The sequence below is a fragment of the Paenibacillus sp. NAIST15-1 genome (assembly GCF_001894745.1).
Taxonomy (GTDB): domain Bacteria; phylum Bacillota; class Bacilli; order Paenibacillales; family Paenibacillaceae; genus Paenibacillus_B; species Paenibacillus_B suaedae.
Genome location: NZ_BBYF01000018.1, coordinates 38,825 through 51,570, shown reverse-complemented (window position 1 = coordinate 51,570; position 12,746 = coordinate 38,825). Strand labels below are relative to the sequence as shown.

General features: G+C 47.7%; 8 protein-coding genes and 1 pseudogene. 5 read left to right on the top strand and 4 right to left on the bottom strand.

Annotation, left to right across the window (positions count from 1 at the left end; genetic code table 11):
* Positions 1-83: 83 nt before the first annotated feature.
* On the bottom strand, positions 84-914 hold the full coding sequence (locus tag PBN151_RS25325; protein WP_072731339.1) for a hypothetical protein: 831 nt from the start codon (positions 912-914) through the stop codon (positions 84-86).
* Between the two features lie 170 nt (positions 915-1,084).
* Here PBN151_RS25325 and PBN151_RS25320 point away from each other — a divergent pair, with 170 nt between their 5' ends.
* On the top strand, positions 1,085-1,414 hold the full coding sequence (locus PBN151_RS25320) for a hypothetical protein (RefSeq protein WP_028531894.1): 330 nt from the start codon (positions 1,085-1,087) through the stop codon (positions 1,412-1,414).
* An 868-nt stretch (positions 1,415-2,282) separates the two neighbouring features.
* Entirely contained in the window at positions 2,283-3,152 is an 870-nt protein-coding gene (locus PBN151_RS25310; RefSeq protein ID WP_083545326.1) for a lipoate--protein ligase family protein, read from the top strand.
* A 6-nt stretch (positions 3,153-3,158) separates the two neighbouring features.
* Here PBN151_RS25310 and PBN151_RS25305 read toward each other — a convergent pair.
* The 3 genes and pseudogenes from PBN151_RS25305 to PBN151_RS25295 form a co-directional block, all read right to left on the bottom strand.
* A pseudogene (locus tag PBN151_RS25305) lies at positions 3,159-3,348 on the bottom strand (aldo/keto reductase); the annotation flags it as partial.
* Between the two features lie 96 nt (positions 3,349-3,444).
* Positions 3,445-4,461 (bottom strand): cytochrome d ubiquinol oxidase subunit II, encoded by a 1,017-nt coding sequence (cydB, locus tag PBN151_RS25300; RefSeq protein ID WP_072731337.1) that lies wholly within the window; start codon positions 4,459-4,461, stop codon positions 3,445-3,447.
* A complete protein-coding gene (locus PBN151_RS25295) occupies positions 4,445-5,854 on the bottom strand; it encodes a cytochrome ubiquinol oxidase subunit I (RefSeq protein WP_072731335.1) in 1,410 nt (469 codons plus the stop codon). The genes cydB and PBN151_RS25295 overlap by 17 nt, the downstream gene beginning before the upstream one ends.
* 433 nt (positions 5,855-6,287) lie before the next feature.
* On the opposite strand from PBN151_RS25295, the gene pdxR reads away from it, so the two are divergent.
* The 3 genes from pdxR (at position 6,288) to PBN151_RS25280 (ending at position 12,746) form a co-directional block, all read left to right on the top strand.
* Positions 6,288-7,730, top strand: a complete 1,443-nt coding sequence (gene pdxR, locus PBN151_RS25290; RefSeq protein ID WP_072731334.1) for a MocR-like pyridoxine biosynthesis transcription factor PdxR — start codon at positions 6,288-6,290, stop codon at positions 7,728-7,730.
* Positions 7,731-7,925: 195 nt separating this feature from the next.
* Positions 7,926-11,453 (top strand): discoidin domain-containing protein, encoded by a 3,528-nt coding sequence (locus PBN151_RS25285; protein ID WP_072731332.1) that lies wholly within the window; start codon positions 7,926-7,928, stop codon positions 11,451-11,453.
* A 252-nt stretch (positions 11,454-11,705) separates the two neighbouring features.
* Entirely contained in the window at positions 11,706-12,746 is a 1,041-nt protein-coding gene (locus PBN151_RS25280) for an efflux RND transporter periplasmic adaptor subunit (protein ID WP_072731331.1), read from the top strand.

Below are 12,746 nucleotides of genomic sequence, written 5' to 3'. Positions count from 1 at the left end.
TACGGCTCCGAATCGTCAGTAGCCGTAATTCTGTCTTTGCCGATAACATAGCGTAGCCGTATCAAGAAATGAACTTTGCCTAATCACCAAGTAAGGTCGATTTGTTGGTAGCTATTAGAACCGGAATTTGGACTGAAAGAAACAGATGCTGGACCAAATGCTATAGTGACGCTATAACTTCCAAAAATATTACTCTTTGCTTCATTATATGCTCCTACGACACGGTTTATCGCTGTACTATTCTTCTTTTTCATTGTAAGTTTGGAAGTACCTTTGAATTTAAAACCAGGTACTGCAACTTTTGTGCTATTAAATTCCCAGGCTGCCCCATACATGTGATACTGAACTGGTTGTCCATTATTACATGTTGAACTATCCGGAGCTGTCCATTGCCATCCATTGGCAATTGTGTAATCATATGTTTGAGTTGCACACGCATATTTTCCAGACTGAACTTCCCAGCCGTCTGGAACAGCAATCGCGATATTATCCTTGTATATTCCATCAGGAGAAATGGAAGGATTTTTCTTCCATTCAAAACTATTGTAGACATCATCCATGTTAGTTCCGTTATAATTAATTACAAAATGAAGTAATGTCAGAGACAAATCACTAGTAGGAATGTTGTCCAGTGTTTTCATTTGATCGGAACTCACTAATGAATTTGTTTTTTGATCTCTGATGTACTCTTGTGTTGTTGAGTCGGCAAATTTAAGGTCTTCACCTGAATTTGTAACAATGAAGTTTTTGAGATCATAATCCATTGCTTCAAGGATTGTCTGTGGAACTTCCGCTTTAGTTAAGATTGTGTCCAATTCGGTTTCGGTATATGTTGTTTTCTCGGCGAATGTTGTACCCATGTTAATAGTGAATGTAAGAGCCAATACCGTGAGCAGAGAGATCATTTTTTTCACTTGTTATCCTCCTTAAATTACAGATGTAATTTTATTTTAAACTTCAAAAAAATAAATTTTTATATTAGCCCCCCTCAAAATTTTATTTGAATCAATTACACAACCTAATTCAAAACAATTATGAAGTTGATTCATTTGTATAAAATAACTGAAAGGAGAGAACAAACTTGATGAATAAGAAAAAGTCCTTACAGTTGATTTTAACTGGAGCATTAATAGTTGCCGTTTTATTTTTCCTGTTTAGAAATTACAGTTCACCAGCTCACACTACATCTTTTATTGAAATTATTGAAAAAGGAACTAAAACTAACAGTAATGAGCCATGGGCTATTGTGAAAAACCCATTAGATGCTAAAGCAGAATCATTTAAATTAATTCTTGATACTTTTAATACTCAAAATCTTTTAGTTGTAGGTAAAACTTATCTTGTAACTTATGAACACTTCAAAAATGATAACACTTACAAATTAGTGATAATTGATGAAGTTGATACAAAATAAACCAAGTAATATATTACCAATATACCATTTTTATCTAAATCTCGCAATATTCGAAAGTTTCATAACTTCTTCGAGGGGAATTATAAAAAAAGTACAATCCCCGTTGTTGTGCAGACCAACGGAGATGCTATGAATGTATCTATTATCATAGTAACAAGCAATATAAGGGCGCACAGACGGCCGCAGCGCGTATCTACGATAGCAATAACAAGCATGTAACGACTGTTACACTGGAGAAGACGGGCGGCAACTGAAAACAAGATACATTCGAGCTCTCGGTTACCTCCCATAAAAACTCAGTTACAGGCAAAACCTTTAAGTACCGTAAATTCTCTTTGGACTATACAGCGCCAGACGGCAAGTCTCGGGTTGAGATTGAATCTGACCCTGCAAGGGCAACCGGCATATCGGTTTGTAAGACTGTATTCGTATGGATTTACGGAAGTATGTATGATGACGTACAGAATCTCCAGATAAGAAACTAAACAAGGAAAAGTCCCATTTGGGGCTTTTTCTATGAAATTTACGAGATTCCTAGGCAATGCTAGAGAAACGAAAAAACGTCCATTGCTTTGGCGGGCATGGCGCTCTTCGTTCAAATACCATACGGGCGTCACCCATCCTTTGAGGAATTTTTTACGAGTCTAGCAAAGACACAAAAGTCAGGGGCATTAGCGATGAATCTCTTATTTTCCGTAACGAACTCATCCGTGTTAAGATACCTATAGATTGGATAGATTCAGAATTAGCCCGGTAATTCCGAATGGACGGTCAAGATGACGCATAGTGTTGTTGATCCGTATCTCTAGGAAATCCGATAAGTATAAAGGTTCGGTTGGTTTTTATGATCGATAAGGGGGATGCAGAAATGACGGAATGTACGGCTTCATTTCATATGGGAGAAGGATTAGACAATATCCTCGTGCTTGATCGCACGCAGTATCTGGAGGAGCCCGACATTCTGTATCCTTTTGCATTGGACGAGCTGCTGTGCAGACATACAGGCAAGGGAGGGCCCGCTGTATGTCACCTGTGGCGTCATCCGCGGGGCTTCGTGATGGGACTGCGTGACAGCAGATTGCCGCATGCGGCAGAGGCGCAGCAATGGCTGGAGTCGCTTGGCTACTCGACGGCTGTCCGCAGCACGGGCGGGGCGGCCGTACCACTCGATTTGGGCGTTGTGAACATTTCCCTGATCTTGCCGAAGGAAGGGAGGGGCGACAAATGCTTCCGCTCGGACTATGAGCGCATGTATCAGTTGATCAAGCTTGCTCTGCAGAACACGGGCTACACGATCGACAAGGGTGAAATCGATGGCGCATACTGCCCTGGCGATTTTGATCTCAGCATTGGCGGCATCAAGTTTTGCGGCATTGCACAGCGGCGTCAAGCTCATGCCTTTGTCGTGCAGGCATTCGTCATCTGCGAGGGTTCGGGCAAGGAGAGCGCCGAGCTCGTCCGCTCCTTCTATGAGCGTGCTGCGTTGGGTGAGGTGCAACCGGATCATCCTGTTGTGACCGAAGATAAGACAGGCAGTCTGGAAGAACTGGCTTCGCTCGGCAGCACTGTTGGCGGCGGGGCGGCACACGTATTTATTGAATCTGTCAAGCAAGTGATCCGAGAACGCCAGTCCGAGCGTTGTCTCGAACAAGCGTCCTCAGGATTGTGGCTCCCAGAGCCAGAGCAAGTGCACGAGGTTATCCATACATTGCGTGAACGTTATGGAATCAAAGCGTGAGAGTCTAAGCACTGCTTCTGCCCGTGTATCTGAGTACACATCTGTGGTGTCGAATGTAGTGATCCCAGCTTCCAGCGCAGCATGTACACAAGCTTTGGGCTGCATGAACGTCCACTTGGGCGCCGTGAGTTATCCAATTCCCAAAAGCAATCTCGCTCATAGATAATCCGCTTGTACCAAGCTTTCGCGAGTTCACTCTAACCCTTCCTTTTTCAGGTAACGGTTCGAGCATAGCAAGCTTATATTAATTGGTGAAATACTCATTATTTTGCGTATTGATTCGAGAATCCTATTAATACTCCAGATGTTCCTTATCATCGATCCGGTTGCGGAAGACGTAGTAGCTCCAAATTTGATATCCGAGCACGAACGGCAGAATCGTCAGCGAGATATACGTCATCACCTTCAGCGAGTAAGCGCCGGAAGCCGCATTCATAATCGTCAGATTGAACTCAGGGCTGATCGAGCTGACCATCACTCGTGGGAACAAGCCGATGAACATGCTCACGGCCGACAGAATGATAACGGACCCTGTCATGGCGAACGCCAGTCCATCTCGCTCACGCTTAATGAATGACATGGCCAAGAGCAATGCGCCCCCAGCTAACAGCGGCAGGATAAGCCAACCTCTGCCATGAACCGTATAAATATCAGTGCTGACATATGTCAGCATGGCGAACAGCAGCAGGACGACGACAACTGCCGGGCTGACATCGCGAGCTGCCTTCCGTGCCCGCTCCCGCAGGCCGCCGGTGGTTCGCAGCGTAATGAAGACGAGTCCGTGCAGAATGCATATCATGACAACGGCCACACCGCCAGCAAGGGAGTAGCCGTTCAGCAGGTCAAACACACTCCCGACCATTTCTTTGTTCCCGTCAATCGGCACACCGCGAATGATATTGGCGAATACGACACCGAATAGGAAAGGAGGCAGCAGACTACCAATGAAAATCGCGGCATCCCACGCTTTCCTCCAAGCGCCATAATCCATCTTGCCCCTGAACTCGAACGCGACACCGCGCGCGATAAGCGCCAGCAGCAGCACGACGAACGGGATATAGAAACCGCTGAACATCGTCGCATACCATTCCGGAAAGGCAGCGAACATAGCCCCCCCGGCCGTAATTAACCATACCTCGTTCGCATCCCAATAAGGACCGATTGTGTTGATAATGATGCGGCGCTCATGATCCGTCTTCCCGAGGAACCTGGCGACCATGCCTACGCCGAAGTCAAATCCTTCGAGGAAGAAGAAGCCGACGAACAGCACGGCGACGAGTATGAACCATAACTCATTTAGCGATAGCATGCGTTACCTCCTTATCAAATGAATCGTAATTCTTCATATCTTCTTCCTCCGGTTCTTCCATCTGCTCATCTTTACGTATCACCTTGACGAAGAGAACAGCGTCAATAATGGCGAGTACCGCATAAATGGTCGTGAACGCAATGAGCGAGAAGAGAAGTTCTTCCGCCGTAACTGTCGGCGATATGGCGTCCTCTGTACGCATAACTCCGAACACAACCCACGGCTGACGACCCATCTCGGCCATAAGCCATCCCGCCGAATTGGCGAGGAACGGAAAGGCGATCATGCCAACCATCAGCTTCAAGAACCATGGGCGCTGCTCCAGCTTCTTCTTGCGGGATAATATCAGGCCGTAAATGCCGACAAGGCACATGAGCCCACCTGCGGCAACCATCATGCGGAAGCTCCAGAACGTCATTTTAACCGATGGAATATAATTTCCTGGTCCGTACTTCTGTTCATAACGCGCTTGAATCTGATTCATCCCTTCTACACTGCCGCTAAGCTTGTTGTACGATAGCAGACTGAGCATATATGGAACTTGGATTTTGAACGAGTTTTCTTTCTTTTCCGTATCGATTGTAGCAAATAACGTGAACGGTGCCGGATCCTCACTCGTATCCCAGAGCGCCTCGGCCGCTGCCATCTTCATCGGCTGAGAAGTGAGCAGATGCTGCGCCTGTGCATGCCCAATGTAGGCAACGATGACGGACGAAATCAAGGCAACGGTAATCGAGACGCGGAACGAACGGCGGAACATGTCCGGATTGTGTCCACGGAGCAGCTTCCATGCGCTGACGCCTGCCATGAAGAAGGCGCCGGTTGCGAATGCCGCGAACAGCGTATGCGGAAATTGCAGCCACAATTGCGGATTCGTAATAAGTGCGAAGAAGTCGCTCATCTCTGCCCGTCCGTTGTTGAATTCATATCCGACAGGCGCATGCATGAACGAGTTGGCGGTCAAGATCCAGAACGCTGACAATACGGTACCGATCGAGACAATCCAGATGCAAGCGAGATGAACGCGCTTCGATAAGCGCTCCCAGCCGAATACCCATAAGCCGATGAAGGTGGATTCCATAAAGAAGGCGAGCAGCCCTTCAATGGCAAGCGATGGCCCGAACACATCACCGACGAAGCGGGAATAATTGGACCAGTTCATCCCGAACTGGAACTCCTGCAATATGCCGGTGACGACGCCAACTGCGAAGTTAATCAGAAATAATTTGCTCCAGAACAAGGCTGCTTGCTTGTAAATCTCCTTGCCCTTGACGACATAGAGCGTCTCCAAAATGGCAATTAAAAACGCCAGTCCAATCGTCATGGGGACGAAGATGTAGTGGAATAATGTTGTTGATGCGAATTGGATTCGCGCGAGAATGACCTGATCCATAGAGGCCTCCTTGTGATGAAAATATGATCGTCGTGCAACAAGAAAAAGGTCTGTGAGATTCGAACAATGTGAATGTCTTCACGTTTTGTGGTGCTGTGAGTGTGGCACTCGTTAAGATTCAGTCGTTAAGAAAAGTGTTAGGTTATGAGCTTGACGAGGCTGTACGTACATCGCTGCACACATCGTACATACTCTTGTCATATGGCATTGGCAGCCAGTCAAGTGAAGTTCTCAGGTTCAGCCTTATCATAGAGCAGAGTGGATGGGGTGTCGCCATCCACTTCAACGGGGGGAGGTCATCCATGTTCAAGAGACTGACACAGAGTTGACAACGTTTCGATGAAATCGAGTCATCGGAGAGTCTGTAGGAGAATGATATACTTATTTATATGTGATAAAAATCACAGATTATAATAGTAAGAGGTGTATTCCTATGTGGCAACCGGATCGTTCCAGCAATCAACCACTATATCAGCAGATTGCCGCATATATTGAGCGCAGCATTTATAACGGTGAATTTACTCCGGGAAGCGTCCTTCCATCGGAACGTAAATTTGCTGAGCAAATACATGTAAATCGAAGCACTATCGTTCAAGCCTATGAAGAGCTGCGTGCAGCAGGCATTATTGAGAGCATGGTCGGCAGTGGTACTCGAGTAAGCAAGTCGAAGTGGGGGGCAGACTCTCAACAAACGCCAGATTGGCATCAATACTTAGATAACTGCAAGCTGGTACAGCCTGATCCGGTATACGCAGAACTGATTCGTTCCGCACTGGATTCGGGCAGCAACTGTATAGACTTTGCCAGCGGAGAATTGTCACCCGATTTGTCGCCAAATGAAGAGATGCGGACGCTATTGAGCGAGCATCTGCTGCATGAAGATATGAGCTACGACGATCCTCAGGGCTATGTGCCGCTGCGGGAGGTTCTGTCTACCTCTTTACATCAATATCGCGGCATTCGGACGACAGCATCATCGATTCTCGTTACCTCTGGGTCTCATCAATCGCTCTATTTAATAACTCGACGATTGCTTCAGCCTGGGGATGCGATCGCGATCGAGGATCCTTCCTACTATTATTCTCTGCCTATGTTTCACTCGGCGGGCTTGCGCTTGTTTCGGCTGCCTGTGGACGAGAAGGGAGTATGTCCGGAAGGTATATTGTCCTTGTATCGGGAGCACAACATACGGATGATATTCGTGAATCCGAATTATCATAATCCAACGGGCCGTGTGCTTGACCCCTCTAGACGGGAACAATTGCTTGAGATTTGCGGCAGCTTAGGCATTCCCATTGTGGAGGATGATCCGTTTAGCCTGACTTCCTTCACGGGCAATCCGCCGCCGACACTGAAATCGATCGATACGAACAATACCGTCATTTATATTGGCTCATTATCCAAAATTGTAGCGTCAGGCCTGCGGATCGGATGGATGGTTGCCCCGCAGTCTGTTATCACGCGGCTTGCCGCTGAACGACAGCAAATCGATTTCGGAATGAGTGTGCTGCCGCAGCGGATCGCCGCACGTTTGCTGTCGGAAACTTATTTTGACCGCCACTTGGTGCGGCTGCGGCAGGAACTCCACAAGAAACGGAACTTGCTAATCGATGCGCTGGAGCGCGAACTTCCGGGGGAGGTGGCGTATTCCCTTCCGCAAGGAGGACTGCACTTATGGTGTAAAGTAAAAACACCGATTCCTGATGCAAAATTGCTAAAGGAAAGTATAAAGCGAGGGGTACTCTATAATCCCGGAACGGTCTACGGTTCAGAACCAGGGTATGTCCGGTTTACGTATGCAAGACCGCATGAGGATGAAATTGGGTTAGGAATAGCGCGATTCGCTCAAGCGATTCATGTATCCCAGCAGCGATAAAAATGATTCATTACGGAGTAGAAATTCAAAAAAAGAGATGCAATTGGAAAGTTCCTCCTTTCTAGTTGCATTTTTTTGTAATATGATAGAGAGGAAAGAAAAAGAAAGCGCTTGCGAAATTGGGTGCATGAGATTGGAGGGAGGAAGAAGGAGGGACTGTGCAAATCCGATAACTAGATGAGATGGAGGGAAATAATGAAGAGATCCATGTATTTGAAAGCGGTTTCGATGCTGCTCAGTTTGATGGTTGTTATGACTTCGACGCTTACAGTAGTGCAGCCTAAGGCGTACGCTCAACCAAATGGGCAGGAGAATGTAAAAATGGAGCATCAAGATGAAGGCCCAGTCCTATCTATACCAGATAAGGGGGATGGGACTCCGCCGAGCGTTACAGATGTCGTGTATGACAAGGACGGCAATATCATTCCGAATCCAATTGGGGACTCCAATGAGGAAGCTGCTCGCCTCCTCGCGGCTGCTACATTTAGCGGAACGAATCTAGCTCTGCATAAGCCGGCCTTTTCCTCTGGTAATGAAGTAGATTATTTGGGGCCTGAGCTGGCTGTAGACGGAAAAGGGAATACAAGATGGTCTTCGGCGAAGGAAGATGATCAATGGTTCTATGTAGATCTCGGAGAGAAAAAAGCTTTCGATCGTGTCGTAATCCGCTGGCAAACGCCGGCCGATACATACAAGATCCTCGTATCGGATGACGCTCAGAATTGGACGAATGTGAAGGACAACGATGGTCTCATCCAATGTAAGGGCGGTGTGGAGACGGTTGATTTCCCTTCGCTCGAAGCTCGTTATGTGAAGTTCCAGGGCGTGAAGCGCGCTCCTGTTGATGGAGTGCTGTATGGATATTCCTTTTTTGAATTTGAGGTGTATCAATTGAATGACTTGCAATCTGTCATCGATAAGGTAACAGCTGCGCTCACGGTGCAAGCCGGACAGACGAAGCTCGATTGGTCCGCTGCAGGAGTGCCGCAAGGCTACAGCGTCAGTGTATTTGGCAGCGACAGAGTTCCTGTCATTGACCGCGAAGGCAACATCCGTACACCGCTAGTAGACGCCAAGGTGAATCTGATTATTCAGGTAGAGGATCAGAATAATCCCGATCGGAAGCTGCTGTCGGGAAGTATCCCCGTAATCGTTCCAGGCTTGCATAAGCAGACATCGGATCGCAATCCTGAGCCGGAAGTGATCCCTTCTCTGCGCGAATGGTATGGGGATTCGGGCAATTTCAAGTTGAAGAAGTCTTCGCGAATTGTAGTCAATCCGAAGGATGAGTCCTTGCTCCGCAAGGCAGCAGAGCTGACTAGCGAAGATGTATTGGATCTGACGGGTTACCAGCTTACAGTAGTCTCTGGAACGCCGAAATCTGGGGATTTATATCTGTCGATTGATCCGTCATTATCATGGCTTGGCAATGAAGGAAATGTATTCAAGGTAGGGGATTACGTAGCTATTACCTCTTCATCAGCTAAGGGGGCTTTCTTCGGAACGAGAACAGCGCTCCAAATCATTAAGCAGAATAAGGACTTGACGATTCCGCGAGGTGAAGCAAGGGATTACCCGAAGTATGAGAAGCGTGGACTCATGATCGACGTAGCCCGCAAATTCTTCACGATTGATTTCCTTCGCGATTATGTGAAGCTGTTGTCATGGTACAAGATGAACATGTTCCAAATTCACTTGAATGATGACGTCGGGGAGCCATTCGCAGATGGCACCCGTGCAGCTTATCGCTTGGAAAGCACGACCTATCCTGGACTTGCAAGCGCCAGTGGGCATTATACGAAGCAAGAATTCAAGGATTTGCAGCTCATGGGCATGGACTATGGCATTAATATCATCCCGGAAATCGACACACCCGGACATTCTCGCGCATTCACGACCTACAACCCGGCGCTTGGGGACGATTCCCATTTGGATATTTCTAAGCCAGAAACCGTGGAATTCATCAAGAACTTATTCAATGAGTATATAGACGGAAGTGATCCAACATTCGTCGGGCCAGAAGTGCATATTGGCACGGATGAATATTGGGGTCCGGATATCGAGCGCTACCGTTGGTACATGGATACACTCGTGAAGCATATTAACAGCAAAGGCAAGCACCCGCACATGTGGGGAGGCTTGACCCAATATACCGGAACGACGCCGATTAGCAATGACGCAACGATGGACATCTGGTATGAGCCATATGGTGCGCCACAGCAGGCGGTAGATCTCGGCTATGACGTCATCAACTCGCAGAATGTATACATGTACATCGTGCCTACCTTATACGGAAACTACTTGAATTCGCAATTCCTGTACGATGAGTGGGAGCCGAATAAGTGGGAGAACACATCGCTGCCACTTGGCCATCCGCGTGTGAAGGGCGGCATGTTCTCGATGTGGAATGACGTATCTGAAGCGAATCGCTTGTCGATGGACGATGCGCATATCCGATTGCTGCCTGGCATACAGGTCGTGGCAGAGAAGCTGTGGACGGGAACACGTGATGATAAATCTTTCACGCAATTTAACAATCGTACAAAGGTGATCGGTGATGCACCGAATGCCGATCGTTCTCACAAAATTACGGTTAACAATCCAGACAATCTTGTTATGCAGTACATGTTCGAGAAGAAATTCAAGGATAGCTCAGGCAATGGCTTTGATGGCAAGGCAGTCAATGTGGATATTACAGAAGGAAAATATGAACAGGGCGCGCATTTCAACGGCGGCAAGAGCTACATCGAGACGCCAGTTGATGCGATTGGGTTCGGTTGGACCGCTTCCATGTGGATCAAGCCGGACAAGGATAATCCAGATGACGCTGTCTTGATGGAATCGCCTGTTGGTACGCTGAAATTAAAGCAGGGCAACACAGGCAAGCTCGGATTTAGCAAGGAGCATTATAACAGCACGTTCAATTACGTCGTTCCAGAAGACAAATGGACCCATATCTTGCTGAAGGGCGATGACAAGGGTGTATCCCTGTTCGTCAATATTGATGAGTATGTGGAGCGTCTGGAAATGGAGTATCCGAAAATGAACACACTCGTCTTGCCGACGCTTCGCATTGGCAGCGAGACCAACGCCTTCAAGGGCACCTTGGATAATGTAGTCATCTACAACAAAGCGATTGAACTGCTCAGCACGGAAAATCTGGCTCTGCACAAGGCTACGGAATCCTCGGAACCAGAGTTCCCATACTATTCCTCTGACAAGGCCGTAGATGGCAATCCTTCGACTCGCTGGGCCAGCAAGTATGTGGATGATGCGTGGTTCCTTGTAGACTTGGGAGAGGTCAAGGATATCAATAAAGTAATTATTAAGTGGGAAGGCGCCTATGCGGAGAAGTATCAGCTTCTTGTGTCTGATGACAAGACGAACTGGAGAAATATTTCCGGTGAAGGCGGAATCATCGAGTCAAAGGGTAAAATGGACATTCTCGAATTTGATACGACACCAGCACGCTATGTAAAGTTCCAAGGCATCCAGCGGGCAACCGTCTTCGGCAACTCGTTCTACGAGTTTGAGGTATATTCACCAGGGCAAATTCCTGAATACAAGCAGTTGATCGCTACCATGGATGATATGCTGGAGAAGATCGGCAACAAGGGGAAATGGTACAAATTAATGCTCGAAGTACTGAACCGATACCCATACGATGCCAATCGTCCGATTGATGAGATGAAGACGCTCATGTCGCAGCTTCAACCGAATTAACAGACAGGTGAAAACCTCGCTTCCTTGCTGGAGGCGAGGTTTTTTGGTGCAGCTGAAAAATCAACATCACGCAATCTTCACATCTTTATCCACTCTATTGAATGACCCGTGGTTCATTCTCGTGTTATCATTAAGGGGAGCAGCTGATATTTTACGTCTAAACCATATAACTAGAACTTTAGTAAGTAGGCTGCGCTGAAATGCTAGGGGGATTATTTCATACATGATAGACAAAAGGGGAGTGGGACAATTATGGCAGTGAGAAGACGTTGGCTGATTACGGGGAGCATTTTGCTTATGCTCGGAGCCGCAACAGGATGCGGAAGTCCGGAGGCAGAACAGCCAATGCAGGGAGCACAGGAGAAGGAGACGCCTGTTCAGGTGGCAGCCGTGCAGAAGGGAGCGCTGAATCAAACCAATGAGATGATTGGGACAGCGAGTGCAAGCCGATCTGTCGAGGTGATCCCGAAGCTGAGCGGTGAATTGAGAAGTGTGAATGTGAAGAAGGGTGACACCGTCAGCAAAGGCGAGACTCTGGCGAGCGTGAAGGCAGACGATCTGGACATCCAGCTCCGCTTGGAGCAGCTGGGCTTGGAACAGGCGCAGGACCAATACAAAACGCTGCATAATGCACAGGCGTCTGAGCTTGAATTGGATCAGGCGAAGCGCAGTATCGAACAGGCCGAGCTGCGTATTCAGCAAGCGAGCAATCGCAAAGCAGACGCATCCATCAAGGCGCCGATCAGTGGTCAGGTGGTGCGTGTAGCGGCCGAGCAAGGCGAGATTGCTGCAGGCACTTCGCCGTTGTTCACGATCGTGTCAACCAACCCGATCAAGTTCACGGCAAATGTGAGCGCTAATCAGATGCTGCTTCTGCAGAATAGGAAGGAAGTCAAGGTGGAGCTGCCGGATCTCGGCAAAACCATGAATGCGCACATTACATTCTTGTCTCCTGTGGCGAACGAATCTGGATTTTACGCACTGGAAACACAGGCAGAGAACAAGAAGGACGAGATTAAGCCGGGCATGACGGCCAAATTCTTAGTTGATCAGCAAGTGCTGAAGGATGCCTTGCTCGTGCCGACAGAAGCAATCGTCGAGAAGAATGGTACTTCACACGTATTCGTTGTTCGCGATGGACAAGCTGTCGAGGAAGCGGTAGAGGTGCTTGAGGCGCAATCCAAGCTGACGGCGGTGAAGGGCAATCTTCAGCCGAATGACCAGGTAGTTGTCAAAGGACAGCTGACACTGACAAACGGCAATAAAGTCAAAATTGTCGAGGGGGCACGCTAA